At 42.5% G+C, this 25578-nt stretch carries 27 protein-coding genes; 12 read left to right on the top strand and 15 right to left on the bottom strand.

The window, feature by feature from the left end; all coding sequences use genetic code 11:
• A complete protein-coding gene (locus tag VR862_RS04235) occupies window positions 1-414 on the top strand; it encodes a response regulator (RefSeq protein WP_324719717.1) in 414 nt (137 codons plus the stop codon).
• On the opposite strand, the gene VR862_RS04230 is transcribed toward VR862_RS04235, so the two are convergent.
• From VR862_RS04230 to gdhA, 7 genes are all read right to left on the bottom strand, one after another.
• A complete protein-coding gene (locus VR862_RS04230) occupies window positions 411-1046 on the bottom strand; it encodes a lipoprotein signal peptidase (RefSeq protein ID WP_324719716.1) in 636 nt (211 codons plus the stop codon). The two genes, VR862_RS04235 and VR862_RS04230, sit on opposite strands and share 4 nt — an antisense overlap.
• Before the next feature lie 35 nt (window positions 1047-1081).
• On the bottom strand, window positions 1082-1702 hold the full coding sequence (locus VR862_RS04225; protein WP_324719715.1) for a hypothetical protein: 621 nt from the start codon (window positions 1700-1702) through the stop codon (window positions 1082-1084).
• 70 nt (window positions 1703-1772) lie between these two features.
• Window positions 1773-2156, bottom strand: a complete 384-nt coding sequence (locus VR862_RS04220) for a TraR/DksA family transcriptional regulator (RefSeq protein ID WP_097054928.1) — start codon at window positions 2154-2156, stop codon at window positions 1773-1775.
• Window positions 2157-2161: 5 nt separating this feature from the next.
• Window positions 2162-5566, bottom strand: a complete 3405-nt coding sequence (ileS, locus tag VR862_RS04215; protein ID WP_324720093.1) for an isoleucine--tRNA ligase — start codon at window positions 5564-5566, stop codon at window positions 2162-2164.
• 123 nt (window positions 5567-5689) lie between these two features.
• Window positions 5690-8092, bottom strand: a complete 2403-nt coding sequence (locus VR862_RS04210) for a TonB-dependent receptor (RefSeq protein ID WP_324719714.1) — start codon at window positions 8090-8092, stop codon at window positions 5690-5692.
• Entirely contained in the window at window positions 8092-8811 is a 720-nt protein-coding gene (gene recO, locus VR862_RS04205; RefSeq protein WP_324719713.1) for a DNA repair protein RecO, read from the bottom strand. Before recO ends, VR862_RS04210 begins: the two co-directional genes overlap by 1 nt.
• 188 nt (window positions 8812-8999) lie before the next feature.
• Window positions 9000-10343 carry an NADP-specific glutamate dehydrogenase gene (gene gdhA, locus VR862_RS04200; protein ID WP_324719712.1) on the bottom strand — a complete coding sequence of 448 codons (1344 nt, stop codon included), beginning with the start codon at window positions 10341-10343 and terminating at the stop codon, window positions 9000-9002.
• Between the two features lie 183 nt (window positions 10344-10526).
• Between gdhA and VR862_RS04195 the strand changes: the two genes are divergently transcribed.
• The gene (locus tag VR862_RS04195) at window positions 10527-11303 is read left to right on the top strand and encodes a THC0290_0291 family protein (RefSeq protein ID WP_324719711.1); all 777 of its coding nucleotides are present in this window, start codon (window positions 10527-10529) and stop codon (window positions 11301-11303) included.
• A 110-nt stretch (window positions 11304-11413) separates the two neighbouring features.
• Here VR862_RS04195 and VR862_RS04190 read toward each other — a convergent pair whose 3' ends face one another.
• A complete protein-coding gene (locus VR862_RS04190; RefSeq protein WP_324719710.1) occupies window positions 11414-12556 on the bottom strand; it encodes a cystathionine gamma-synthase in 1143 nt (380 codons plus the stop codon).
• A 94-nt stretch (window positions 12557-12650) separates the two neighbouring features.
• On the opposite strand from VR862_RS04190, the gene VR862_RS04185 reads away from it, so the two are divergent.
• Genes VR862_RS04185 through VR862_RS04175 form a run of 3 tightly spaced genes read left to right on the top strand, consistent with a single transcriptional unit; the run spans window position 12651 to window position 14670 of the window.
• Complete coding sequence (locus VR862_RS04185; RefSeq protein WP_324719709.1) at window positions 12651-13421, top strand: DUF3298 and DUF4163 domain-containing protein; 771 nt, start codon at window positions 12651-12653, stop codon at window positions 13419-13421.
• 9 nt (window positions 13422-13430) lie between these two features.
• The gene (locus VR862_RS04180; protein WP_324719708.1) at window positions 13431-13784 is read left to right on the top strand and encodes an arsenate reductase family protein; all 354 of its coding nucleotides are present in this window, start codon (window positions 13431-13433) and stop codon (window positions 13782-13784) included.
• Entirely contained in the window at window positions 13777-14670 is an 894-nt protein-coding gene (locus VR862_RS04175; protein ID WP_324719707.1) for a DMT family transporter, read from the top strand. The genes VR862_RS04180 and VR862_RS04175 overlap by 8 nt, the downstream gene beginning before the upstream one ends.
• Here the strand turns inward: VR862_RS04175 and VR862_RS04170 are convergent.
• Window positions 14660-15148, bottom strand: a complete 489-nt coding sequence (locus VR862_RS04170; RefSeq protein ID WP_324719706.1) for an acyl-CoA thioesterase — start codon at window positions 15146-15148, stop codon at window positions 14660-14662. The two genes, VR862_RS04175 and VR862_RS04170, sit on opposite strands and share 11 nt — an antisense overlap.
• Window positions 15149-15232: 84 nt before the next feature.
• On the opposite strand from VR862_RS04170, the gene VR862_RS04165 reads away from it, so the two are divergent.
• The 6 genes from VR862_RS04165 (at window position 15233) to VR862_RS04140 (ending at window position 20448) form a co-directional block, all read left to right on the top strand.
• Window positions 15233-16192, top strand: coding sequence for a YheT family hydrolase (locus VR862_RS04165; protein ID WP_324719705.1), 960 nt, complete (start codon window positions 15233-15235; stop codon window positions 16190-16192).
• A 63-nt stretch (window positions 16193-16255) separates the two neighbouring features.
• A complete protein-coding gene (locus VR862_RS04160; protein ID WP_324719704.1) occupies window positions 16256-17101 on the top strand; it encodes a DUF1206 domain-containing protein in 846 nt (281 codons plus the stop codon).
• Window positions 17102-17171: 70 nt separating this feature from the next.
• On the top strand, window positions 17172-18029 hold the full coding sequence (locus VR862_RS04155) for a YicC/YloC family endoribonuclease (protein ID WP_324719703.1): 858 nt from the start codon (window positions 17172-17174) through the stop codon (window positions 18027-18029).
• The gene (gmk, locus tag VR862_RS04150) at window positions 18029-18619 is read left to right on the top strand and encodes a guanylate kinase (RefSeq protein WP_324719702.1); all 591 of its coding nucleotides are present in this window, start codon (window positions 18029-18031) and stop codon (window positions 18617-18619) included. Before VR862_RS04155 ends, gmk begins: the two co-directional genes overlap by 1 nt.
• Window positions 18616-19200 carry a nicotinate (nicotinamide) nucleotide adenylyltransferase gene (gene nadD / locus VR862_RS04145; protein WP_324719701.1) on the top strand — a complete coding sequence of 195 codons (585 nt, stop codon included), beginning with the start codon at window positions 18616-18618 and terminating at the stop codon, window positions 19198-19200. Before gmk ends, nadD begins: the two co-directional genes overlap by 4 nt.
• 252 nt (window positions 19201-19452) lie before the next feature.
• Window positions 19453-20448: an NAD(P)H-dependent glycerol-3-phosphate dehydrogenase gene (locus tag VR862_RS04140; protein WP_324719700.1), complete on the top strand. Its 996-nt coding sequence runs from the start codon at window positions 19453-19455 to the stop codon at window positions 20446-20448.
• A gap of 98 nt (window positions 20449-20546) precedes the next feature.
• Here the strand turns inward: VR862_RS04140 and VR862_RS04135 are convergent, their stop codons facing one another.
• The 4 genes from VR862_RS04135 to VR862_RS04120 form a co-directional block, all read right to left on the bottom strand.
• Window positions 20547-20942: a hypothetical protein gene (locus VR862_RS04135; RefSeq protein WP_324719699.1), complete on the bottom strand. Its 396-nt coding sequence runs from the start codon at window positions 20940-20942 to the stop codon at window positions 20547-20549.
• Window positions 20943-20944: 2 nt separating this feature from the next.
• Entirely contained in the window at window positions 20945-21109 is a 165-nt protein-coding gene (locus VR862_RS04130) for a hypothetical protein (RefSeq protein ID WP_324719698.1), read from the bottom strand.
• On the bottom strand, window positions 21106-22125 hold the full coding sequence (gene pheS, locus VR862_RS04125; RefSeq protein ID WP_324719697.1) for a phenylalanine--tRNA ligase subunit alpha: 1020 nt from the start codon (window positions 22123-22125) through the stop codon (window positions 21106-21108). The genes VR862_RS04130 and pheS overlap by 4 nt, the downstream gene beginning before the upstream one ends.
• A gap of 89 nt (window positions 22126-22214) precedes the next feature.
• Window positions 22215-22571 carry a hypothetical protein gene (locus VR862_RS04120; RefSeq protein ID WP_324719696.1) on the bottom strand — a complete coding sequence of 119 codons (357 nt, stop codon included), beginning with the start codon at window positions 22569-22571 and terminating at the stop codon, window positions 22215-22217.
• 47 nt (window positions 22572-22618) lie between these two features.
• On the opposite strand from VR862_RS04120, the gene VR862_RS04115 reads away from it, so the two are divergent.
• The gene (locus tag VR862_RS04115; RefSeq protein WP_324719695.1) at window positions 22619-23158 is read left to right on the top strand and encodes a CvpA family protein; all 540 of its coding nucleotides are present in this window, start codon (window positions 22619-22621) and stop codon (window positions 23156-23158) included.
• Window positions 23159-23267: 109 nt separating this feature from the next.
• Here the strand turns inward: VR862_RS04115 and VR862_RS04110 are convergent, their stop codons facing one another.
• Both VR862_RS04110 and VR862_RS04105 read right to left on the bottom strand, forming a co-directional pair.
• Complete coding sequence (locus VR862_RS04110; RefSeq protein ID WP_324720092.1) at window positions 23268-23891, bottom strand: carbonic anhydrase family protein; 624 nt, start codon at window positions 23889-23891, stop codon at window positions 23268-23270.
• Window positions 23892-23935: 44 nt separating this feature from the next.
• A complete protein-coding gene (locus VR862_RS04105; protein WP_324719694.1) occupies window positions 23936-25483 on the bottom strand; it encodes a SulP family inorganic anion transporter in 1548 nt (515 codons plus the stop codon).
• Window positions 25484-25578: the final 95 nt, after the last annotated feature.

The following is a 25578-nucleotide window of genomic DNA, read 5'->3' as shown; positions in this document are numbered from 1 at the left end:
ATGGAGCATCCTATAGAACTTGCCTGTATTATTGATGACGACAAGATCTACGTTAATTTGGTAAAGAAGATCATTGAGATCAAAAAACTCTCTCAAAATTTGATCATCTTCAAAAACGGAAAGGAAGCCCTGGATTATTTCAAGGCTATACTTGAAAACGTAAGCGAGGAACGTCTACCGGATATTATCTTTCTTGATCTCAATATGCCGGTTATGGATGGCTGGGAATTCCTAAGTGAATTTGTGAAGATCAAGAACAATTTCAATAAGAAGATCACGCTCTACGTGGTAAGCTCTTCTATAGATCCACGTGATCTCGAACGGGCAAAGTCCTTCAATATGGTAACAGACTACCTTATCAAACCAATTGAACTAAAACGTTTTGAGAAAATATTTGATAGAGACGTAGCTTAACTAACCGCCTTTTTCTGCTCTTTCTTTTCCTTTTCATGTTCAGGAAAAGCTTTCTTATTGAAGATTAGAAGCAAAAATACCCCAACAGTAATTGAAGAATCGGCGATGTTGAATACCGGTTCAAAAAATGTAAAATATTCACCTCCCCAAAATGGCAACCATTCCGGAAGGTAACCGGACCACAGTGGGAAGTACAGCATATCTACAACTTTTCCATGCATTAAAGTACCGTACCCGCCTTCTTCCGGCATAAAGCTGGCAACCTGATTGTAACTGTGGTTGAAGATTTCGCCATAAAAGACAGAATCGATAATATTTCCGAACGCTCCTGCAAAGATCATGGATATGGCAACAATGAGGATCTTCGAGCCATTCTTACGCACAGAGTCCCAAAGCCAGTAAGCAATACCTACAATAGCAACAAGCCTGAAGCTTGTAAGCAACAGTTTTCCATATTCCCCAGGAATTCTTGCCCCCCAGGCCATTCCCTCATTCTCCACAAATAAGATCCTGAACCAGTCAAAAACCCTTATCTCCTCACCCAACATAAAGTTGGTCTTGATGTAGAACTTTGAGACCTGATCGATAATCAGAATAAGAATAATAATTACAGAGGCTTTCTTTAAGGACATTGAAGTTGAATTGAACAGGGGCAAAAATACTAATATTATTTAGTTTCGGAGAGCTTTATATCTCCGTTGATGCTGGTTAGTACCATTTTATGATTTCCATGGAAAATTTGAGGTACGTCGACTTCTCCATGCCTGGAATTTGCCTCTACATCCATACTTCTTGCAGTACCGGTAATATTGCCATCAAAGGTATTGATCACTGCATCTCCCATAAAGGCGTCGAGATAACAGGAACCATTTTTGAGCTGAATCAACGCACTGTTAAAAGCTCCTGAAAGATAAACAGATGCCAGATTAGAACTGATTTCTAACATGATATCCTCCGGCACCTGCAACTCTACCTCCATAGAAAATACTTTATGGGCACTTAATTTATCGAAACCATTTTGAAGGATCTCCCGGTACTGGGAATTTAGAAAAAGAGTTTTACCGTTAACTTCATGTTCCAGGTTGATCTCATTAAAATATTCCCCTTCAGAACGGGTGGTGATGATCACCTCGTTTCCGGGTACGGTATTAACAGAGATCCTATAGATCTCATCACTGGAAAAAACGATTCTCTCAAGATCCCTGGTGCTGAGGACTTCCCGGGTAACTTTCTGAGCATGTGCCGACAAAAAGAAGATGAGGAAGAAAGTGGTCAACAAAGTTTTCATAACAGCAGCAAAACAAAAAACGCTCCAAACCTAATAGGCAGGAGCGTTTCTCTTTTTTGAGTGGTTTCTTTTAGCGCTGCATGTTCTTGGCCTCAATGCTTAAGGTAGCATGAGGAACCAGTTTTAGGCGCTCCTTTGCGATTAGTTTACCAGTAACCCTACAAATCCCATAAGTTTTGCTTTCAATGCGCACTAGAGCATTTTTAAGATCACGAATAAATTTTTCCTGGCGTATCGCCAATTGCGAGTTCGCCTCTTTACTCATTGTTTCGCTGCCTTCTTCAAAAGCCTTGAACGTAGGAGAGGTGTCATCTGTACCATTGTTTCCGTCATTCATGTAGGCGCTCTTGTAGAGTTCCAGCTGCTCCTTAGCCTTTTCGATCTTGGCAAGGATCAATGTCCTGAATTCCGCCAGCTCTGCGTCGCTGTAGCGTTCTTTAACTTCTGTTGACATAGTTCTTAATGTTTTTTAATTAACAACCTTGTGGTCACTTCATCAAAAGAAACTTCCAGCCCGTTGTTCACTTCTTCTGCTAAGTCGAGATTTGCAGTGAGGGTTTCGGTTTTTATATATTCAATATTTTGTTGAACAGCCTCCTCGACATTGCCGTCCTTTTGTAGGGTCACATCTATTTTGTCAGTCACTTCAAAGCCGGAATCCTTACGTATGTTCTGAATACGGTTCACCAATTCCCTTGCAATTCCCTCTTTTTTGAGGTCATCTGAAATGGTGATATCCAAAGCAACAGTAATATTTCCGGAGTTAGCAACCAACCATCCTTCAATATCCTGGGAAGTGATCTCCACATCCCCGATCTCTAATGTAAGCAAATTCCCATTAATCTCAACCTGAATTTCGCCGTCCCGTTCTATTTTCTGAATGTCTTCTGCACTGAACTCGTTTATTTTACGGGCGATCTCCTTCATTTCCTTCCCAAAACGCGGCCCAAGTACCTTGAAGTTTGGCTTGATACTTTTAACCAAAATACCCGACGCGTCATCGATCAACTCCAACTCCTTGACATTAACTTCAGATTTGATAAGATCGGCAACTGCTGCGATCTCATTTCTCTGTTGTTCATCGAGCACCGGGATCATCACGCGCTGCAAAGGCTGCCGCACTTTTATCATCTCTTTTTTCCTTAGTGAAAGCACCAAAGAAGAAACGGTTTGCGCCTTTTGCATTTGACGCTCCAGCTTTTTATCTACATAAGCTGAATCGGCTTCTGGGAAATAAGCTAAGTGTACCGACTCATATTCCTCTTTTTGGGTAGCTATATTTAGATCCTTATAAAGCCTGTCCATAAAGAAAGGCGCTACAGGTGCTCCCAATTTAGCTACTGTTTCAAGACAGGTGTAAAGGGTTTGGTATGCAGATATTTTATCTGTACCATACTCGCCTTTCCAAAACCTTCTGCGACATAATCTCACATACCAGTTACTCAGGTTTTCCTGAACAAATTCTGAAATTGCCCTAGTCGCTTTGGTGGGCTCATAATCGGCATAGAATTTATCTACGTTCTCTATAAGCGTGTGCAATTCTGAAAGGATCCAACGATCAATTTCAGGTCTTTTCTCAAGAGGCACATCGGCTTCAGCATAGGTGAAGTTGTCGATGTTTGCGTAAAGAGAGAAGAAGGAATATGTATTATAAAGTGTTCCGAAGAACTTGCGTCTTATTTCTGAAATTCCTTCAATGTCAAACTTCAGGTTATCCCATGGGTTCGCATTGGAGATCATGTACCAGCGGGTAGCATCGGGACCAAAGGCAGCAAGAGTTTCAAAAGGATCTACGGCATTTCCAAGACGTTTGGACATCTTCTGCCCGTTCTTGTCAAGAACAAGACCGTTTGAAACCACGTTCTTATAAGCTACATCGTCAAAGGTCATGGTTGCTATAGCGTGCAAGGTATAGAACCAGCCCCTGGTCTGGTCAACGCCCTCGGCTATGAAATCGGCTTTTCGCCAGGTGTTTTCAACTTTTTCGGCATTTTCAAAAGGATAATGCCACTGCGAATAAGGCATGGAACCCGAATCGAACCAAACGTCAATGAGATCGGCCTCCCGCTTCATCGGCTTTCCGGAAACTGAAACCAGCACGATCCCGTCAACCACATTCTTATGCAGGTCCACCTTATCATAGTTTTCATCGCTGAAATTCCCCGGCTCAAATTCTGCAAAAAGATCGGCTTCCATAAAACCGGCTTCTACAGATTTTTTCATCTCTTCTTTCAGCTCTTCGATAGACCCTATGATCTTTTCTTCCTTTCCGTCTTCAGTTCTCCAAATTGGCAACGGAATTCCCCAGTATCTCGATCTGGAAAGGTTCCAGTCATTGGCATTTGCAAGCCAGTTACCAAATCTTCCTTCCCCGGTAGATTTTGGTTTCCAGTTGATCTGCTGATTCAATTCATACATGCGGTCCTTGACCTCTGTTATTTTAATGAACCAGGAATCAAGTGGATAATATAATATTGGTCTGTCTGTTCTCCAGCAGTTTGGATAACTGTGAACGTATTTTTCTACTTTGAAGGCACGATTCTCTTCCTTTAGCTTGATGGCAAGTTCAACATCAACCGATTTCTCGGGTGCTTCGCCTTCATCATAGTATTCATTCTTGACGTACTTTCCGCCGAACTCTCCAAGCTCTGGTCTGAATTTCCCCTGTAGATCCACAAGCGGAACAAGGTTCCCATTCTCATCTTTAACCAGTAGCGGCGGCACTTCAGGTTTTGCCTGTTTGGCAACCATAGCATCATCTGCACCAAAGGTTGGGGAAGTATGAACAATTCCGGTACCATCTTCGGTAGTTACGAAGTCCCCAAGGATAACCCTAAAGGCATTTTCGGGATGCTCATACGGCTGTACGTAAGGTAGGAGTTGCTCATATTTCACATTCTCCAGTTCCTTTCCACGGAAAGACTCACCTGTCAAAAATGGGATTTTTTTGTCTCCCTGTTTATAAGCTTGTAAAGCCTCTTCAGATTCCACTTTCTGGAACTTCTTATCGAACTGCTTTTCGGCCAGTTCTTTAGCAACTACTACTGTAATTGGTTCAAAAGTGTATTGATTGTAAGTTTTTACAGTTACATATTCAATCTTGGGACCAACAGTTAAAGCTGTGTTGGAAGGAAGTGTCCATGGTGTGGTTGTCCATGCTATAAAAAAGATCTCCCCCTCAATCTCTGAAAGAAATTTGGGTAAAGTTTCTTTTTTTGCCTTGAACATAGCTGTAACGGTAGTATCGGTGACGTCCTGATAGGTCCCCGGTTGATTCAGCTCGTGAGAACTAAGCCCCGTTCCCGCTTTTGGCGAGTAAGGTTGTATTGTGTAGCCTTTATAGATGAGGCCTTTTTTATAGATCTGGGATAGCAGCCACCATACAGTTTCCATGTATTTCGACTTATAGGTGATATATGGATCATCCATATCTACCCAATACCCCATCTTCTCTGTGAGGTCGTTCCACACATCGGTGTAGCGCATTACCGCATTCTTACAGGCTTCATTGTATTCTTCAACACTGATCTTCTTGCCAATATCTTCTTTGGTAATACCCAGCTCCTTCTCTACTCCCAGCTCAATTGGCAAGCCATGAGTATCCCAACCAGCTTTTCTCTTGACCTGGTAACCTTTTTGGGTCTTGAAACGGCAAAAAATATCTTTAATGGCGCGCGCCATCACATGGTGGATTCCCGGAAGTCCGTTCGCAGATGGAGGACCTTCAAAAAAGATAAAAGGCTCTTTTCCATCGCGTGAAGTAACACTCTTCTCAAAAACATCATTTTCCTTCCAAAAATGCAGAATTTCTTCAGCCACTTTTGGCAGGTCAAGTCCTTTATATTCAGGGAACTTTGCGCTCATCATTTTGTTCTTTCAAAATAGTTGCGCGAAAATAACGATTTTTAGTAAATAGAAAGGTTTAAAAAGGGAAAACCTGATAGCAGCCTGATAATTCTCACCTCTAATCATTTTACTTTCTGAAGCTTAGAAACTGTACTGCAGGGCTACAATAAAATTCCGCCCTGCTGCGGCAACCCCCGAGGAGTAGGTGCGATATCTTTTATCGGCAATATTTTCGAGGCTTGCGGTGATCAACCACATCTTCCCCAGTTGGTACTGCGAAGAAAAGTTTATTGTGTACCATTCGGGCGCGTATGGATTTCCATTTTCATCTATGGCATAAAGGTAATCTTTGTCCCTTTCGGAAGGGGCCAACTCTTCTGCACTTATTTCTCCATTGTATTCAGCAAAAAGGTCAAACCGAAGTATATCGTTTTCCCAGACTAAATGCGCATTACCAAAAAACGGTGCAGCATGTCTTAATGGTGCTGTCGAGCCGTCCTCCTGTTCTTCCTCTCCTTCGGTAAGACTGGCCTGAGTGATGAGTTTCAGGTTATCTGTAAAAAAGACCTTTGCCCCGGCTTCAAAGCCATAGACCCGTGCCATCGCCGAATTTTGAATTGCCTGTACTCTACTTGGTTCCCCGTGATATTCAATAACAGTTTCACCATTAAGAGTAAAATCCCTGCGCACCAATGCATCTTCCAGCATTGTATAGTATCCCGCCAGGTCCACCTGCACCACCCGATCAAAATTTAGCCGCACTCCCAGCTCGGCATTGTAGGCTTTTTCAGGTTTGAGATTGGGGTTTGGAACAACCACCAGGCCGGGTGCCGAATCAAAGATCTTTCCCACGTCATCAATATTAGGCGCTCTAAATGCTGTTGAAAAATTCAGTTGCCATCCTAAAACGTTATTTTGCTGCCAGTTTAATCCTGCACTTCCGGTAAGAGCGCCCGTACTAAGATTGGCATCAGAAAAAAGATAATCGTAGATCTCTTCATCAAAAGCAGCATCCAAAAGGATATAATTGTATCTCGCCCCGGTTTGCAGGGTCAAATCCTCACCAAATTCCCATTGTAGATTAGCATACGAGGCAAGAGATTGCCAGGTAGCATCATCGGGATACCTGGACGTCCCGGGATTAACCACGCCTGAAACAATGTTCCTTTCGGCACCTGTTGAATTCACTTTGTTGTAGACGTATTCCCCTCCATAAAACAGCGTCTTTGTCTTGAATTTCTTCTCAAAATCCAGATTTACAGAGTAAGCATCTACTTGTTCGCGGGTTTGATAAAGGATCTCCTCTCCAAAATTGCGGTCATTCCTGCTCTCCTCAAAATATTGATAGGCTGCTGTTAACTTCGCATCATTGTAGAACCTTCCATTTCCCACCTTGTTGAGCTGAAAATTGGTCTGCAGCCACTCCTGAGGCCCGTAATACCATTCGGCTGCCCTAAGAACTCCGTCCCTCTTGCGGTAAAGCCGGTCATATCGGGGAAAATCTGAAGTCGTGGAATAAAGCAGTCCTAGAGAAAAGTCATATTCCTCTGTAGGTTTAAATCTCACCTTTTGAAGTAAATTAAGCTGTTCGTATCCCGTTGGTTTCTGCACCTCGGGATCCTCGTTCTCAACCATATAGTCACGGCCGTTTCTCCTCACAACATATTCAGGTCGCAAATATTCTTCAGGGCCATCGCTTCCCATGCGCATATCTCCAAAATCTGAATACGAAGCCGAGGTTAAAAAAGCCCATTCCCTGCTGCCGTACGCCACGTTGAAATGGCCTGTCTTTTCATCGTTTGCGGTTGCATAGCGGGTATAAGCCCGACCTGAGAAATTCCCGCCTTTTACTACTGAAAATGCGGGGCTAAGCGTATAAAAATTGATCACTCCCCCTACAGCATCACTCCCATAAATAATAGAGCCGGGGCCAAGAACAACCTCCGTCCTCTCCACCGAAAGCGGGTCTATGGAAATTACATTCTGAACGTTCCCTCCTCTAAAAATGGCCGTATTCATACGTACCCCATCAACTGTGATCAATAGCCTGTTGGTTGCAAATCCCCTTATCATTGGGCTACCGCCTCCCAACTGACTTTTTTGCACATAAACCTGGCCCGTGCTCTCCAACAGGTCTGCTGAAGTTTGCGGACTCGAAGTGAGTATATCCTTTTGGTTTATGGTGACAACTTTTTGAGGTACCTGATTCCTGTCTTGTCGGAATTTGGAAACCGAAACGACAACCTCTGTAAGTTCATTATTTGTCGGTTTCATGTAAACTTTAGGCCCCTGCCGAAGGATCTGGCTCCTGGTGGCATGAAATTCGACGTGAGAAATATGCCTGAAAAAGATTACTTCTGAAGGTGAAAAAATAGAAATATCTGCTTCTCCATCAAAACCTGTAAGCAGATGCTTTGATTTATCTTTATTGTAGATCGCCACATTAAAAATGGGCTGCCGGGTCTCCTCATCATAAACAGTGATCTCCTGTGCCGAAGAACTCCAGAACACCAGGATCAAGGCAAGGAATAAAATAAATCGCATTAACTGAAAATTTCGTTCAAGACCATTAGAGATTTTGGTTTGTGAAACCCTTGCAGGTGGATCTCAAAATATTTTAAAAGCATTAGCAGGAATCCCGACCGGGTCGCCTGGTTCAGTTTTATGGCAGATAGTTCATCAAAGTCTGTGCCCAACAATTGCTGCAAAAGCACAACATTTTCATCGTTTATGCAGTCTGGATTGGTTTCTCTTTCCTGAAACGTGCCATCGACAAGATTGAATACCGGCGCATCAAATTGAGAATCATCGGGATAGAATCCGAGATAACGGGTAAGCTTCAGCAGAAAAAGCAAATGGAAATTCACTGTTTTTTCATGGGTATCGAACCATTCCAGGCTCACCTCAAGATAGTCATATAGCGCAGGATTGGCCTCTTCCTCTTTAACAGCATTCCGCAACACTTCAGAAAGGAACATGACCACTGTAGATTTTACGATGTTGGTGTGCAGGCTTTGATAAACATTCACCAGTTTGGCCTCTTTCATATATTCCAGAGTCCCTTTGTCCTTGTGGTTAGCTACTATTTCCACCTGTGTTAGAGGCTGAAAAAGAGAAGCTTTGATCTTCCCTTTTTTGGATTTTAATACTCCCCGAAGCAGGTAAGTTTTTAAGCCGCTCTTTTGGGTAAAGCACTTTACGATAAGATCGGCTTCTCCATATTTGAGAGCACTAAAAACAATGGCTTTTGTTTTGATCAACATTAAAAGGGCGTGTTTTTCTGCTGAAAACATTGCCTTCCAAAAATGGCATTTTTGAGCAGTAATGTTTCAGAAGGATGACCTCTCAAAAAAGGTATTTTTAGCAGGTATTCTTCCGAAGCAATAAATGTAAGCGAAAAAAAGAAAAAGCCGCAAAAAGCGGCTTTTCCGGAAATTATTTTCAAAAGAATTTATACAACTCCCTGTGCTAACATTGCATCGGCAACTTTTACGAATCCGGCGATGTTGGCTCCTTTCACGTAATCCACATATCCGTCTTCTTCGGTACCGTACTTCACACACTGGTTGTGAATGTCGTTCATGATCTGCTTAAGCTTGGAATCCACTTCTTCTGAAGTCCAGTTGAACCTCAAAGAGTTTTGAGACATCTCAAGGCCTGAAGTCGCAACTCCCCCCGCATTTGAAGCTTTCCCCGGAGAGAAAAGTATTTTCGCTTCCTGGAATACAGCAATAGCTTCGGGTGTACAAGGCATGTTAGCACCTTCGCCCACCAGCTTACAACCATTGTTCACAAGCGTTCTCGCATCTTCTTCGTGCAGCTCATTTTGAGTGGCACATGGAAGAGCGATATCACACTTCACATCCCACGGAGTTTTACCTTCAAAATATTTAGCATCGGGATATTGATCAAGATATTCTTTGATCCTTCCTCTCTTCACGTTCTTAAGATCCATGATGAATTCGAGCTTACCGGCATCAATTCCGGTCTCGTCATAGATATATCCTGAAGAATCGGACATGGTGACAACTTTACCACCTAACTGCGTGGCTTTTTCGGCTGCGTACTGGGCAACGTTTCCGGAACCTGAAACCACAACGACTTTTCCTTTTATGGAATCACCTTTGGTCTTCAGCATGTTTTCCGCAAAGTAAACGTTCCCGTAACCAGTAGCTTCAGGGCGTATCAAAGATCCCCCGTAAGAGAGACCTTTTCCGGTAAGTACTCCGGTGAATTCATTGCGAAGTCTTTTGTACTGCCCGTACATATAACCTACTTCCCGACCACCTACTCCAATATCACCAGCAGGCACATCGGTATTAGGTCCTATGTGACGTTGAAGCTCGGTCATAAAGCTTTGGCAGAATTTCATCACTTCATTATCTGATTTTCCTTTTGGATCAAAATCAGATCCTCCTTTACCACCGCCCATGGGCAGGGTTGTCAAACTATTCTTGAAAACCTGCTCGAAAGCGAGGAATTTCAAGATCGAAAGGTTAACAGAAGGGTGGAAACGCAATCCACCTTTGTAAGGCCCGATGGCAGAATTCATCTGAATTCTAAATCCACGGTTCACCTGAACCTCGCCCTGGTCATCGATCCATGGCACCCTGAACATGATCACACGCTCTGGCTCCACCATACGCTCCAGCAACTTCTTATTTTGATATTTTTTATTCTTTTCAATAAATGGAATCACAGTTTCTGCAACCTCATGAACCGCCTGTAGAAACTCAGGTTCATTACTATTCCTTTTTGAAACGCTATCCAGGAATTCTTGTACATTTTTTTCCATGGTTTGGCTAAAATTATAATTAACGAAAACGTTTTCACGAATCGGTGCAAATATACGTTATCTGCAAAAGAGAGCCTTATATTTTTTGTTATTCCTTTTATAATTAATGAATTTCTGAAAGCCCCATAATTCCAAGAATCTTAGGTATGTTTTTATATATTTGCTAAGACGCGACTTTTGCATATGGCCAACATTTTCAAATCTTTGACCCTGGGTTTCCTGCTTTTTTTTCTCGGAAAAGGAAACGCTGCCGCACAGGTTGGAATGGTGGGTCAAGAGATTGGTATTGTAGCCGGCCCGGTAGCTTATTACACAGATTACGGTTTGCGCTACAATATGGAAACCAATTCTTCGAATGTAGGTCGCGGAATTGGTCTGGTCTATTACCTCAATTTTGCATACAAGGCAGATTGCGATTGTTACGCCCGCTACACCTATTTTAACGACCACTTTAGGATAAGGGCAGAAGTGGATTATCATGAAGGAAGCCTAAATCATTTTGGAGAACTTGCCAGGCGGGACAGTGAAAGTGGAAGACAATTGCGCGGCATGATAGGCGAGGTAAAAGTATATGAAATTGGAGCTCACCTTGAATATTACCCTCTTAGCATTCGGGACTACACCGCGTTCGCCTATCCCATTGCACCATATGTAAGCCTTGGTTTTAACTTTGTAGGATACGATCCTCACACCTACTCCACGCTTGGACCCCTAGAAGATAATCTATTCCATACCTTTAGGGGTTATGTCGATCAGGAAGCCGGTTCCACCTGGTCTATAGTTGCCGGCGCAGGAATGAGATATAAACTGAATATCTTTAGCGATCTCGTAATGAACCTGCAGTGGAGATACTATGACACAGATTGGCTGGACGGTCTCGACCATGACAATCCACAAAACAAATTTAACGATATGATGTTCTGGCTGAACTTTGGCTATATCTATTATCTGAATTTTTGAATTAGTCGGTAGACGGTCGTCGATAGACGGTAGACTGTAGATTGTAGTTTGTAGTTTGTAGTTTGTAAAATACTGCCGAAATTATTATTTAAAAACCCCTTTTTGATAACCTATTCCAAAGCCTGTTTCAGGTCATTTACTAGGTCCTCACCGTCTTCGATCCCTACGCTTAACCTTATCAGAGAATCCACAATTCCCGTTCTAAGTCTTTCTTCCTTTGGAATTGAAGCATGAGTCATGGTGGCGGGATGTCCTGCGAGAGATTCTACTCCTCCAAGAGATTCGGCCAGGGTGAAAATCTTCAGCTTTTCCACAAGCTTTACGGCGCTTTCCAGAGTTCCTTCAGCAGTTGTGAAGGAGATCATGCCGCCAAAGCCATTCATTTGATTTTGGGCAATATCGTGGTTTGGGTGATCCTCGAATCCTGGCCAATAAACCTTTCCTACTTTGGGATGACCTTTAAGGAACCGGGCAATTACTTCCCCGTTCTCACAATGCCGTTGCATGCGAAGGTGCAGGGTCTTTATTCCCCGTAACACGAGAAAACTATCCTGAGGACCACAAACAGCACCACTGGATTTTTGTATGAAGTAAAGCTTTTCAGCCAACTCCTTATCTTTTACCACCAGTCCGCCCAACACCACATCACTATGCCCGCCAAGGTACTTAGTTGCACTGTGCATCACAATATCGGCTCCCAGTTCTAAAGGCTGTTGTAAATATGGAGTGGCAAAAGTGTTATCCACAGCCAGTAATAAATTGTGCTTTTTAGCTATGCGGGACATAGCTGCAAGATCTATGATATTCATCATTGGATTGGTGGGAGTCTCAACCCAGATCAACTTTGTATTTTCATTGATATACTGCTCAACATCACCGGCGTTCTGCATATTCACAAGATGAAATTTGATCCCGAAGTTCTCAAAGATCTTTGTAAACAACCTATAGGAACCGCCATAAAGGTCCCCGGTAGAAATTATTTCATCACCGGATTTGAACAATTTAAGCACTGCATCTATAGCTGCCAGTCCCGATCCAAAGGCCAACCCGTATTTTCCATTCTCCAGACTCGCAAGAGATCTTTCAAGCGCTGCCCGGGTGGGATTTGCACTTCGGGAATACTCAAAACCTTTGTGGCCTCCGGGAGTGGATTGTTTATATGTGCTGGTTTGATAAATGGGCGGCATCACAGATCCATAAGCAGGATCTGTATTCTCCTGACCTCCATGGATGGTCCTCGTATTGAACTTCATACTTTAGTCTTTCTTTAAGATACAAAAGTAGTATTCGCTTTGTGCTTTCTCAAAATAGCCCGTACCTTTCAGATCAGTTTAACACTCGCCATTTATGTCCTTCAAGATTTCTCGTTTGTTGCTCCTCCTTATCATTTTTTCAGGATGCAAGAAAGACAAAGAAGAAGAAAAAATTTCCGCAGCATTAAGATTTGAAAAGGAAAGCCTCATTAAAAAAGCAGGCGAAAATTGCGATACAGCAGATTATGACTGTACAATAATTGCTCTCGACGTGGTGAGAGCTGCGGGAACTAAGGGCGTGGCGAACCAAATCAACCGGACCCTGGATGAGCATATCATCAAACTTATTTCCAGCGAGGAAGATCCACAGATAAATACACTTGATTCCCTGGCAGAAAAGTTCCTGACCGATTACCGCGAAGCTGCCGAAAATTTTTCTGAAGAACCACCATGGGAAGCTTATGTCAATGAACAGGTCTCTTTTAGATCTGATAGCCTGATTTCAGTCAAGATCATTACAGAGATCTTCAGCGGAGGAGCGCATGGTTATAAAACCCTCACCTTCCTCAACTTCAATCCCCAATCTGGAGAAATTCTCTCCAAAAATGACATTTTTGAAGAGGATTTTACAGTCTTTGCCGAACAGAAATTCAGGCAGCAAGAGGAAATTCCGGAAGGGGATAATATTAATAGTACGGGCTTCTGGTTTGAAAACGAAACCTTCAGCCTGCCCGAAAACATTGGTTTTTCCGAAGGGAATGTTGTGCTTGTCTACAACTCCTATGAGATTGCCCCCTATGCGGCCGGTGATATTGTTTTGGAAATTCCGCTGGAAGAAGTGCGGTCATTCATAAGGATTGAATAATTTTACCGCATGAAAAAGATCTATTATTTATCAACTTGTGATACCTGTAAAAGGATCCTGAAGGAACTCGATCCTCCTGCCTCTTTCGAACTACAGAACATCAAGGAAGAACCTCTCACTATTGATCAACTGCAGGAACTTAAGCACAGAGCCGGTACATATGGAGCTCTTTTTAACAAGAGGGCAAGGTTGTATAAGGAACGTGATCTAAAGAACAAACAGCTTTCAGAAGAAGATTACAAAACTCTCCTTCTAGAACATTACACCTTTCTAAAGCGGCCGGTAATCGTCAATGGTCAACAGATCTTTATTGGCAATTCTAAAAAAGAGGTCGCCGCAGCAAAAGCTTCACTAGGTGAATAAGCGGCTGCTGGCAATTCTCGCAGCCATTGGCGCAGGTACTATCTATGGAATCAACCACACGGTGGCAAAAGGATTGATGCCGACATACATCGAACCCTTTGGGTTTATTTTATTAAGAGTTACAGGTGCCGCAATTCTCTTCTGGTTGATCAGCTTTTTAGGACCAAAAGAAAAAATCGCGACCAGTGACTGGCCGCGTTTGTTTGGTTGTACCATCCTGGGAATGTGTATCAACATGCTTTTTTTCTTCAAAGGTCTTAGTCTTACCACTCCCATCAACAGCTCGGTGATCACCACAATAACACCCATTATAGTTCTAGTCCTTGCCGCGATACTCATAAAGGAACGGGTAACCTTCCTCAAAACTCTGGGAATTATCACCGGTTTGGCCGGAGCACTGGGACTGATTATTTTTAGCAGCAGCCATGTCATGAATGCGCCAAACATTCCGCTTGGAAATCTGTTGGTTCTGGTAAACGCAACTTCTTACGGTCTTTACCTCATCCTGGTCAAGCCGCTTACCTCAAAATATCATCCATTTACTTTAATGAAATGGCTTTTTGGAATGGCTGTGATCGTGAACTTTCCTTTTACCATAGGGGAATTTACTGAGGTCGAATGGAAAAGTCTTCCTACAGAAGCGATCCTGGGAATGAGCTTTGTTGTCTTCGGCACCACATTCTTAACTTATCTTCTGAATGTTTATGCCTTAAAACAGCTGAGTGCCTCTACTATTAGTGCCTTTGTTTACCTGCAGCCACTAATCGCCATTGCCTATGCAGTTTCTACCGGTGCAGATCATCTAAACCTGCTAAAGATCACCGCCGCCCTGCTTGTGTTTGCAGGAGTCTATATGGTCACGAGAAAACCGAAGCCTACAACTTAGCCGGGTCGATATCCTTAGGTTTTTTCCCGTACCTCCTCGTATCCTCTTTGGTGAGCATTTTAAAATTCTCGGTGTGTTCAAGATGATCCAGCTTTGCAAAAAGCTCAGGCGGTAGACCTCGTAGTTTGCGCTCCTTAAGATCGATCCAGGCACCCATCATTTCACAGCTCGCAAAATTGCGGCCCTTGTAGTCGTAGAAGTCATGGATGAATTCGAAGTACATGCCATCTTCACTCAGCCCTTTTAGCTTCAAGGTAACCGTTACAGGTTTACCTGCAAATACTTCCCTAAAATAAGTGATATGTTCATAGAAAACTACGGGTCCCAGGTTGTGCTCGGCCATTTCTTTATGACCAAACCCGCTCTCCATTAAAAAACCCATTCGGGTATGACTCATAAAGTTGATGTAGGCGGTGTTGGCTAAATGACGGTTTGCGTCGATATCACTCCATCTTATCTCGAAATTTTTCTTGTACATTTTTCTAATTTTGAGATAAAATTACAAATTTATATTATGCACGCATAATGAATTTTCTTTCATTTACATCTTCAAACCCTGCAAATGCCTTTAGTAGAAACCACATATGTACCTCCGCTAATCTTTCGCAATTACCATTTGTCCACAGTATATTCGGCACTTATTCGAAAGGTGCCTTTAGAGCAGGATAGGGAGCGAATTGATCTAAATGACGGGGATTTTCTCGATCTGGATTGGAGTTTTTCAGAAGAAAGATCTGACAAGGTCCTGGTGGTGATTCATGGTCTGGAAGGAAGTGCGAAGCGTCCATATGTTACAGGGCTGGCAAAATATTTCAACTCGAATGGCTGGGATGTCGCCGCAATGAATCTGCGCGGATGTAGTGGGGAACTCAACCGGCACTTTAGATCCTACCATGCCGGCGCCACCGGTGACCTGCAGGAGGTGGTAGAGCATATCCTTCAAAAAGGGAAATATAAGACCATGGCTTTTAACGGCTTCAGCCTCGGCGGCAATCTAATGCTTAAGTATTTGGGCGAAAAAAGAGAAATTTCGCAGCAGATAAAGGCGGCAGTGATGGTTTCTGTGCCCTGTGATCTCCACGGAAGTCTAAAGCAACTTCAAAAGAAAGAAAACTATTTATACGCAAAACGCTTTCTCTCTAAGCTAAGAGATCACCTTATGATGCGGGCAGAGAATTTTCCGGATAAACTGAGCAAAGAAGAAATTGAAGCTTGCGATAGTTTACTAGATATAGATAACTTATACACCAGCAGAGCCCATGATTTTGAGGATGCCCTCGATTACTACAACCGGAACAGCTCCCGCCAATTCCTGAAAAATATCAAAATTCCCACTCTTATCATCAACGCGAAGAATGACGGCTTTCTTTCCCCCGACTGTTATCCTGTGGAAATAGCCAGAAAGAGTGAGCACCTCTTTCTGGAAACCCCCGCTTATGGCGGTCATGTCGGGTTCCTTCAAAATAAAAAGGTGACCTACAATGAAGAAAGAGCTCTGGAGTTTTTAAACTCCCGCACCTGATCTTTACAGAAATGTTAAACCCCTTATGAGCAGTACCAAAAAGTAATAACTTTAGATATTACTATGGTCCCGACTCCAGATAAAGAATACATTTCGAAATTAAGATCTGCCGGCTTTTTCACCAAAGGCGTGGTTTATATTTTAGTCGGGGTCCTTACATTCATGGCTGCCTTTGGTCTTGGCGGAGATGTCACCAGCACGGGAGGAGTAGTAAGTTTTCTTCTTGATCTGCCCTTAGGAAAACTTCTGGTGGCATTGGTCGCTTTGGGTCTTTTTGCCTACACCCTTTGGCGACTGGTACAGGTGTGGTTAAGACCGAAAAAGAATGGAGGCAGAAAACCAAATAACTGGAAAGGAGTACTCAAGAGGATGAGGTATTTCTATTCTGCAGTTTTTTATGCCGTTATAGCTTATTCTTTTGCAGAGCCTTTGCTCGATCTCCTGGCCGGTAATAGCACACCGGAAAATCCCGGGGAAGGAAGTGAGCAGGAAAAAGCAGCCCTGGGGGAGCTCCTGTCCCAGGATTACGGTACTGCTTTGATCTGGATCCTTGCAATTATTGTAGCAGCCCAGGCGATCATGCAATTTCGACTTGCCTATTCAGCTAAATTCATGAAAAAGATCGATAAATATCCCGATCTAAGACATGAATACGAATTCATAAGGAAATCTGGACGCTTTGGTTACATTGCAAGGGGAGTGGTTTTTGGAATTATTTCATTCTTCCTGATCAAGGTGATCTTACTTCACAATGCAGAAGTCTACAAAGGCACCGAAGGAGCCCTTCAATATCTGCTAAGCTTCTCTTACGGTTCCCTTTTACTTGGCGCCACGGCAACAGGGCTCATTGGTTATGGGATCTTTAATATGATGGTGGCACGGCATGCCCAGCTCACCACTTTACAGTAAGCTAAAAAACCTACTGCACCTTTGCACTGCTTGAGAAATCTGTATCTTTGTGCTTTACTAAAATCACCCTATGATTCAGTCCATGACAGGCTTTGGAAAAAGCGTTGTACAGCTTCCATCCAAAAAGATCACCGTAGAGATCAAATCCCTTAACAGCAAAAATTTAGATCTTAATGCCCGTATCCCGTCTCAATACCGGGAAAAGGAATTACAACTTCGCAATAAGATCTCCCGGGGCCTTACCCGCGGAAAAGTGGATTTCTCGGTGTATGTTGAGGTGACCGGGGAAGAAACAACCTCTGCAGTAAATACAGCTGCGGTAAAGAAAAACATGGCTCAGCTTCGCGAGATCTATCCGGCAAGTGATGTGGACCTGCTTCAAATGGCGGTGCGCATGCCCGATGCCTTTAAAACTGAAAGGGAGGAGATCAATGAAGACGAATTCCAATCTATTGAAGCAGCCGTAGAGGAAGCTTTGAGGGAGATCAATGATTTTCGCTCGGCCGAAGGAAAAGCGCTGGAAGAAGAGCTCGAGCAAAGAGCCGGAAACATACAGGATCTGTTAAAGAAAGTGATTGAAATGGATCCGGAAAGAATTGCGGGAGTTCGGGAACGCCTTCACAAAGGAGTAGCCGAATTAAAAGAAAATGTGGACGAGAACCGCTTTGAGCAGGAACTTATTTTCTATATCGAAAAATTTGACATTACTGAAGAAAAGGTGAGACTGGAAAACCATATGGATTATTTCCTGAAGACCCTTAAGTCTTCCGACTCCAACGGAAAAAAACTCGCTTTCATTTCCCAGGAAATGGGACGGGAGATCAATACCATTGGCAGCAAATCCAATTTTGCACCTATGCAACAACTCGTCGTGCAAATGAAGGATGAGCTCGAAAAGATCAAGGAACAACTTCTAAACGTACTGTAATGGCCGACGGAAAACTAATTGTCTTTTCGGCACCATCGGGATCGGGAAAAACAACAATTGTAAAATACCTGCTTGCACAGGAGGAATTAAATCTTGAATTCTCAATTTCGGCCACTTCCCGGGAGCCAAGAGGTACCGAAGTACACGGTAAGGATTATTATTTCCTGAGCTTAAGAGAGTTTAAAGACAAGATAAAAAACGATGAGTTCCTCGAGTGGGAAGAAGTTTACCGGGACAATTTCTACGGAACTTTAAAAGCAGAAGTAGAGCGAATCTGGTCCCATGGAAAAAATGTCATTTTTGACATCGATGTGGTAGGCGGTCTAGATATCAAAAATATTTATCCGGAAAAAACTCTGGCCGTATTTGTAAAGCCCCCGAGTATCGAGGAATTGAAGATCCGTTTAAAGAAGCGGGAAACAGAATCTATGGATAAGATCAATATGAGAGTAGCCAAGGCCTCTATTGAACTGGCTACGGCACCACAATTCGACCATATTATCATCAACAATGACCTCAATACTGCCCTGGAAGAAGCCTACACCCTGGTTTCAGATTTTGTGGGAGCAACTAAAGTCTCAAAAAAGTGAAAAAAAGAGTAGGTCTTTTTTTTGGCACTTTTAACCCTGTACATATAGGGCATCTTATCCTTGCAAACCATTTACTTCAGTATTCTAATCTTACAGAGGTTTGGATGGTGGTGACACCTCATAATCCTTTTAAGAAAAAGAGCAGTCTGCTGAATGATCATCACAGGTTTGAAATGGTGTGGCAATTATGCGAAGAATATCCTCATATCAAGCCCAGCGATATTGAGTTCAACCTTCCGCAGCCCAATTACACTGTAAAAACTCTGGCCAGGCTGGAAGAGAAATATCCCGGTTACGAATTTGTTCTCATCATGGGAGAAGACAATCTCAAGAGCTTTCCAAAATGGAAAAATTACGAGGTCATCCTGGAGAGGCATGACGTGCTTGTTTATCCCCGGTACTCGGAAGGCGAAAACCATCCCGACTTGCTCGATCACCCCCGCATCACTCTTACCGATGCTCCCAGGGTGGAGATCTCTTCTACCTTCATTAGAAAAGCAATAAAAGAAGGAAAGGATGTGCGGCCGCTGCTACCTCCAAGGGTGTGGAAATACATTGAGGACATGAACTTTTACAGATAAAAAAATTGCCCCCGGGGGTTTGGAATCCGAGGGCAATTCTTCACTAACTAACCAACCAAAAAAGATTAAACTCTTCTATAAATAATCTTTCTACTTCTATAACGTTGATTTGTTCCCAATCGTACATAGATTTTGACCTTCGATATGTTAAAGTTTTAGTGATTGTGAAAAGCTTTTAAAGTTTTCTTTGCTACAGCAGTTCTGCGCAACCCCTTTATTTTCCTTATTTTTGGAGGCAGAATCATAAAATATATGGAGAGATCGCCGAAATTCGCCGTTATTGGTGGAGGAAGCTGGGCTACAGCTAATGTCAAGATGCTTTGTGAAAACCTGGACGAAGTGACCTGGTATATGCGCAGTGTATATGCAATAGAACACATTAAAAAGCAGGAACACAATCCCAATTACCTTAGTTCGGTCGAATTTGATATCACCCAATTGCATCTCACCAACGACATCAATGAGGCAGTAAGACGTGCAGATTATCTCATTTTTGCCATCCCATCGGCCTTTTTAAAACGGGAACTGGATAACCTAACCGAATCTCTTGAAGGCAAAGTCATTTTTTCAGCAATAAAAGGTATTGTGCCCGAGACAAGTTTGATCGTCGGAGAGCATTTCCACAAAACATACAATATTCCTTACGAGAACATTGGAGTGATCACCGGGCCCTGCCACGCAGAAGAGGTTGCACTAGAACGGCTTTCCTATCTTACAATAGCTTGTTCTGACGAGGAAAAAGCCAAATTCATGGCACAATACCTTAGCAGTGACTACATCAACTGCAAAACCAGCGACGACATCGTGGGAACAGAATATGCTGCAATGCTCAAGAATATTTACGCAATTGCCGCAGGGATCGCCCATGGATTGGGGTACGGTGATAATTTCCAGAGTGTGCTAATGAGTAACGCCATAAGAGAGATGAAGAAATTCATCAAAAAGGTGCACAAGATGAAACGGAACATCAACGATTCTGCTTACCTGGGAGACCTTCTGGTGACAGGATACTCGATCTTTAGCCGTAACAGGATGTTCGGAAACATGATTGGGAAGGGATATACGGTAAAAAGTGCTCAAATGGAAATGAGCATGGTAGCCGAAGGTTATTATGCCACCGACAGTGCCTGGAAGATCGTGCAGGAAACAGGTGCTAAAACTCCTATCATCAACGCCGTCTACAACATACTTTACCAGGGAAAAGAACCTAAAAAGGTTTTTAAGAAGCTGGCGGAGAAATTGGATTAGTAAGACAAGAAGACCTACAAGGTCAAAAAAAGACTCTGTAGGTTTTTCAGAGATATATGGGATTAGCTCCTCTCCTTCGGAGAGGCGGGGGTGAGGCTTTACTTCAGCAGCACTCCTCTTTTCTGCATCACCGGTAGCTCCTGAAGCGCCTTTTCGTTGATGCTGTTCTTTCTGAAAACAAATTTTTTATGGAACATCTTTCCTTCAGCAAAAAAGGAGACAGAAAATTCATTGTTAAGCTGAAGGACATCATCCTGTAGAAACTCCACCTTTGCATAAGACTGGGGTGGCAATTCAGCAATAGAATGTCTCATGGTAGATGTTTCCCTTTTGCCGTCATAACCTTTGCTCACGATGAGAACTCCTTCCAAAGTTTCGTTCCTGTCGTTAATGAGATAAGCATTCCAGTCCAGGGTTTGATACTCCGCGTGCTTTTCCCGCACGGCAGCCACAAAAACATCCTTTACCTCAGGAATATCAATGTCTTTTTTCACAACTAACCGATCTTGCTCTTCACCTTGCGCCATAGCCACCAGATGATTCCCAAAGCAACTAATAATAAAACAGCGCCAATAGCAAATTCAATGATTTCCACTACAATTAGCACCACGATGACCGCAACGATGATTAAGCCAATAATCCCTACTCCTAAAGTTTTCATATAGATGATTTAAACTGTTCCAGGAACCTCATGTCATTCTCATAGAACATGCGAATATCACCAATTTGGTAAAGCAGCATGGCAATTCTTTCTATCCCCATACCAAAGGCAAACCCGGAATACTCTGCAGGATCTATGTTACAGTTTCGAAGTACATTTGGATCTACCATCCCACAGCCCATGATCTCCAGCCAACCGGTACCTTTGGTGATGCGGTAATCGGTTTCAGTTTCAAGGCCCCAGTAGATATCAACTTCTGCACTCGGTTCTGTAAAAGGAAAATAAGACGGTCTCAGCCTTATCTTTGATTTTCCGAACAACTGCTTAGTAAAGTACAACAAAGTTTGCTTCAAATCTGCAAACGAAACGTTTTTATCTACATACAAACCTTCTACCTGATGAAAGATACAGTGGGAACGTGCCGAAATAGCCTCATTCCTAAAAACCCTTCCGGGAGAAATTGTTCTGATTGGCGGCTTGTTATCTTCCATATACCGCACCTGTACAGAGGAGGTGTGGGTACGCAACAGCACATCTGGATTCGTCTGAATAAAGAAAGTATCCTGCATATCCCTTGCCGGGTGATACTCCGGAAGGTTCAATGCTGTAAAGTTGTGCCAGTCATCTTCCATTTCGGGACCTTCAGAAACATTGAAGCCAATGTTTGCAAAGATCTCGATGATCTGGTTCTTTACAATGGAAATAGGATGACGTGCACCAATCTCTACCGGTTCCCCGGGACGCGTAAGATCACCGTAGATGCCCTTCTCCTCTTCCTTGCTATCAAGCTCCTCCTTAAGTTGCTGCACCTTATTGTTTGCAGCATTTTTAAGCTCATTCACAGCCTGCCCAAAGGCTTTTTTCTCCTCATTAGGCACCGCTTTGAATTCAGCAAAATACTGGTTCAAAATACCTTTTTTGCCAAGGTATTTTATTCGGAAATTTTCAACTTCTTCTTTCGTTTTGGCTTGAAAAGCCTCAATTTCAGAGATATGCTCCTTTATAGTTTCTGTCATGGTCCCTTTTCTTTAGGAAGCGCAAATTTAGCAAAATAATGCGGCACTAGCTACAGGGAATGTGTTGTAAAGCTGTAGTGCCAAAAATGCTATTTTATATAATCTTTTTCCAGGAAGTATTGCACAATAGCCTCCTTCATAAGCACCTGCTGTTCCCCGGCTTTTAACTGCGGAAGGTTCTCGACAACTTTATAATGCGGCCAGCCTTCATCATCAAAATATTCGAATTCGTAATATCCATAGGGCTCCAGCAGACGGCATATTGCTATGTGCATAAGATCAAGCTTGTGATCTTTCTTGAATTTCCTGTGAATTTGCCCCAACTCCTGAAGGCCGATAAGGTATATAATAGCATCGAGCTCCAGCTTTTCTCCATCGGCAAATTGCTGTGACAGCTTGAGCTCTACCTCGGCCCAACGTAATTTTAATTGTTCATCTCTAGACATTTTGCAAAGATAATTACTAAGAACCGGAAATTACTATCTTTGAGAACATGAATATCCTCGATCTGCTCCTCACGATCTTTATACTTACAGGTCTCGTAAGAGGACTATTTAAGGGCTTTTTCGTGGAACTGGCAGGTCTACTCTCCCTCCTGGGAGGAATTTACGCCGCCATACATTTCTCCGGCGCTACTTATGTTTTTCTAAATAGTTTTCTGGACTGGAGCGATAAACTGCTCTCAATAGTATCCTTTGCCCTTACATTTTTTATTGTTGCCCTGCTCATTTCTCTTGCAGGAAGTTTTCTCACCAAAATGGTGCACATGGTTGCCCTGGGAATTATAAACAGGTTAGCTGGCGGTGCTTTAGGGGTGCTAAAAATGTCATTTTTGGCAAGTATATTTATTATGTTTATCGAGCGCTTCGATGTATTTACGGCCGAAGAATCTACAAAAGAAGAGTCTATTCTCTATACACCCGTAAGAGCAATAGCCCCGGCTATTTTGCCTACTATAATTGAAGAAATAAAAGAAGGGGACCTTTTCGAGACTTCTCCGGAAGCTGAAGAGACTTCTGAAGAGCTTCGGTAATTTCACCTTTTTGAAGGTTATATTTAAAGAAAAGATCCGGCAGAAATAGTTAATTCCATACCGGATCTTTTATCTGAAGTTCAGTTGTTAAGCCGAAAAAAATTCCTTTTTATATAAGGCTGACCTTTCCGGTCGATATGGAATAAACTCCACCCACGATCTTGATCTCGCCCTTTTCTTCCATCTCCTTTAAGATCGGACTTTTTTCTCTGATCCTTTCCATCGTGAGCTTAACATTGTTCTCAACAACATCGGCTACAAAAGAGTCATTTTTGGAACTTCTTTCTCCATCAGTTTCTGTCGCCTTTACAGCAGGTTTTATATTTCCGAGTAAATGGGTAATATTACCAAGTTCTACATCGTCACAAGCTGCTTTAACTGCTCCACAAGCTTCATGGCCAAGTACAAAAACGAGTTTGCTTCCTGCTACTTTACACGAGTATTCCATACTTCCAAGAATATCGGTATTTTCAAAATTCCCTGCTACGCGGGCCACAAAAATATCGCCCACGCCCTGGTCAAAGACGATCTCAACTGGCACTCTCGAGTCGATACAACTTAGTACAACTGCCTGTGGCCACTGTCCTCCGCTGGTTTGATCGATCTGGCTTGAGTAATCCCTTTGGTGCATATTTTTTCCCGTAAATCTCTCATTACCGGCCATTAGATCATTTAAAACTTTATCTGGAGTTAAATTATCTTGTTTCTCTTTGTTTATAATTTCTTTGATCATCATATATATTTTATGTTCTACAATTTTTTTATTTAAATCTTTTCTTAGGCTGTCTTAGGCCTTTGGAAGAATTGCTGATAGCTCTCAGGGTTTTCAACCGTTCCTCTTTGAGAAATGATCTTAATATTGATATTCCTTTCCGCAGCCTTGATTTTAAAATCATCGAGGATTTCCACAATATCATAATCCAGATAATGCGTTTTGCTCACATCCATGATAAGATATGAATTTTCTTCAAGCCTGTTCAGTTCTTTTATAATAGCTCCTTTGTTTATAAAGGTCACTTCTTCAGCCAGGGTCATCTTAACAGTTTTACCTCCGTTTTGAACATCTTCTTTGTGTAGAAAGTGAGAGTTCTGGTAGCTCTTAATAAGAATAACACAAATTCCAACCAAAGTACCCAATGCAATCCCAACAAGAAGATCACCTAAGACAATACCCAATACTGTTACTATAAAGGGCACAGATTGTTTCCAGCCCGCCTTGTACATTTGCACAAAAAGTTGTGGTTTTGCAAGTTTATAACCTACCAGGAATAACACAGCTGCCAGTACAGACAATGGGATATAGTTTAGTACTGTCGGAATGATAATTACTGAAATCAACAGCAAAAATCCATGAATGATCGCTGATAATTTGGTTTGTCCACCAGACTGTATATTTGCTGAACTCCTAACGATTACCTGGGTAATAGGAAGACCACCGATTAATCCTGAAACCAGATTTCCGGTTCCCTGCGCAAACAGCTCTCTATTCGTTGGCGTGGTTCTTTTATGAGGATCCAGTTTATCTGTCGCTTCCACACATAAAAGTGTTTCCAGACTTGCAACTAATGCAATTGTAAAGGCAGTGATCCAGATTTCAGAACTTCCAATTCTTCTAAAAGAAGGAAAAGTAAATTGACCAATGAAGGAGTCAAAACTGTCAGGAACCGGTACACTTACCAGGAATTTCTGATTTATGGCAAATTCTGTATCCCGGGTTACGAGATAGAAGATAATCCCTACAACTACAGCCACAAGAGGTCCCTGAACCAATCTAAAAACTTTGCTCTTTTTGGTGAGCACTTTATCCCAGAGAATAAGAATTCCCAATCCAATAAATGCAATAAGAGTAGCTCCAGGACTTATCCCTCTAAACAGGTATCCCATTTCATCTATAGAGTACAAATCTCCAATATTACCATCATACCCAAAGAAATGAGGGATTTGTTTGATAATAATGATAATCCCAATTCCCGTCAACATCCCCTTAATTACAGAGGACGGGAAGTAATATCCAATAATACCGGCCTTTAGAACCCCAAATAAGATCTGGATGGCTCCGGCCAATACTACAGCCAAAAGAAAATCCTGATAACTTCCCAGGCTCGCTATAGCGGCAAGGACGATTGCCGCCAATCCGGCAGCGGGACCACTTACTCCCACGTTTGAACCACTGATGGCTCCTACTACTATTCCTCCTACTATTCCGGCAATTAAACCTGAAAATAAAGGAGCTCCACTGGCCAGCGCAATACCGAGACATAATGGTAATGCAACAAAAAATACAACAATACTGGCCGGCAAATCACTTTTTAGGTGCTTGAACATAAATATTAATACGTTTGATGACAGGGATTTCTGTTGATCCTGCCATAGATTACTTAAAAATTAATGGAAAAGTTGATCCGGAAATGAGGAATAAT

The organism is Salinimicrobium aquimaris, from assembly GCF_035607535.1.
GTDB lineage: Bacteria > Bacteroidota > Bacteroidia > Flavobacteriales > Flavobacteriaceae > Salinimicrobium.
The sequence above is the reverse complement of the archived record's forward strand: the minus strand, read 5'-3'. Positions and strand labels throughout refer to the sequence as shown.

Excerpts from the sequence above, each read along its gene's own strand:
- VR862_RS04235 (WP_324719717.1), top strand. The coding sequence starts at position 1 with ATGGAGCATCCTATAGAACTTGCCTGTATTATTGATGACGACAAGATC.
- VR862_RS04230 (WP_324719716.1), bottom strand. The coding sequence starts at position 1,046 with ATGTCCTTAAAGAAAGCCTCTGTAATTATTATTCTTATTCTGATTATC.
- VR862_RS04225 (WP_324719715.1), bottom strand. The coding sequence starts at position 1,702 with ATGAAAACTTTGTTGACCACTTTCTTCCTCATCTTCTTTTTGTCGGCA.
- VR862_RS04220 (WP_097054928.1), bottom strand. The coding sequence starts at position 2,156 with ATGTCAACAGAAGTTAAAGAACGCTACAGCGACGCAGAGCTGGCGGAA.
- ileS (WP_324720093.1), bottom strand. The coding sequence starts at position 5,566 with ATGAGCGCAAAGTTCCCTGAATATAAAGGACTTGACCTGCCAAAAGTG.
- VR862_RS04210 (WP_324719714.1), bottom strand. The coding sequence starts at position 8,092 with ATGCGATTTATTTTATTCCTTGCCTTGATCCTGGTGTTCTGGAGTTCT.
- recO (WP_324719713.1), bottom strand. The coding sequence starts at position 8,811 with ATGTTGATCAAAACAAAAGCCATTGTTTTTAGTGCTCTCAAATATGGA.
- gdhA (WP_324719712.1), bottom strand. The coding sequence starts at position 10,343 with ATGGAAAAAAATGTACAAGAATTCCTGGATAGCGTTTCAAAAAGGAAT.
- VR862_RS04195 (WP_324719711.1), top strand. The coding sequence starts at position 10,527 with ATGGCCAACATTTTCAAATCTTTGACCCTGGGTTTCCTGCTTTTTTTT.
- VR862_RS04190 (WP_324719710.1), bottom strand. The coding sequence starts at position 12,556 with ATGAAGTTCAATACGAGGACCATCCATGGAGGTCAGGAGAATACAGAT.
- VR862_RS04185 (WP_324719709.1), top strand. The coding sequence starts at position 12,651 with ATGTCCTTCAAGATTTCTCGTTTGTTGCTCCTCCTTATCATTTTTTCA.
- VR862_RS04180 (WP_324719708.1), top strand. The coding sequence starts at position 13,431 with ATGAAAAAGATCTATTATTTATCAACTTGTGATACCTGTAAAAGGATC.
- VR862_RS04170 (WP_324719706.1), bottom strand. The coding sequence starts at position 15,148 with ATGTACAAGAAAAATTTCGAGATAAGATGGAGTGATATCGACGCAAAC.
- VR862_RS04165 (WP_324719705.1), top strand. The coding sequence starts at position 15,233 with ATGCCTTTAGTAGAAACCACATATGTACCTCCGCTAATCTTTCGCAAT.
- VR862_RS04160 (WP_324719704.1), top strand. The coding sequence starts at position 16,256 with ATGGTCCCGACTCCAGATAAAGAATACATTTCGAAATTAAGATCTGCC.
- VR862_RS04155 (WP_324719703.1), top strand. The coding sequence starts at position 17,172 with ATGATTCAGTCCATGACAGGCTTTGGAAAAAGCGTTGTACAGCTTCCA.
- gmk (WP_324719702.1), top strand. The coding sequence starts at position 18,029 with ATGGCCGACGGAAAACTAATTGTCTTTTCGGCACCATCGGGATCGGGA.
- VR862_RS04140 (WP_324719700.1), top strand. The coding sequence starts at position 19,453 with ATGGAGAGATCGCCGAAATTCGCCGTTATTGGTGGAGGAAGCTGGGCT.
- VR862_RS04130 (WP_324719698.1), bottom strand. The coding sequence starts at position 21,109 with ATGAAAACTTTAGGAGTAGGGATTATTGGCTTAATCATCGTTGCGGTC.
- pheS (WP_324719697.1), bottom strand. The coding sequence starts at position 22,125 with ATGACAGAAACTATAAAGGAGCATATCTCTGAAATTGAGGCTTTTCAA.
- VR862_RS04120 (WP_324719696.1), bottom strand. The coding sequence starts at position 22,571 with ATGTCTAGAGATGAACAATTAAAATTACGTTGGGCCGAGGTAGAGCTC.
- VR862_RS04115 (WP_324719695.1), top strand. The coding sequence starts at position 22,619 with ATGAATATCCTCGATCTGCTCCTCACGATCTTTATACTTACAGGTCTC.
- VR862_RS04110 (WP_324720092.1), bottom strand. The coding sequence starts at position 23,891 with ATGATCAAAGAAATTATAAACAAAGAGAAACAAGATAATTTAACTCCA.
- VR862_RS04105 (WP_324719694.1), bottom strand. The coding sequence starts at position 25,483 with ATGTTCAAGCACCTAAAAAGTGATTTGCCGGCCAGTATTGTTGTATTT.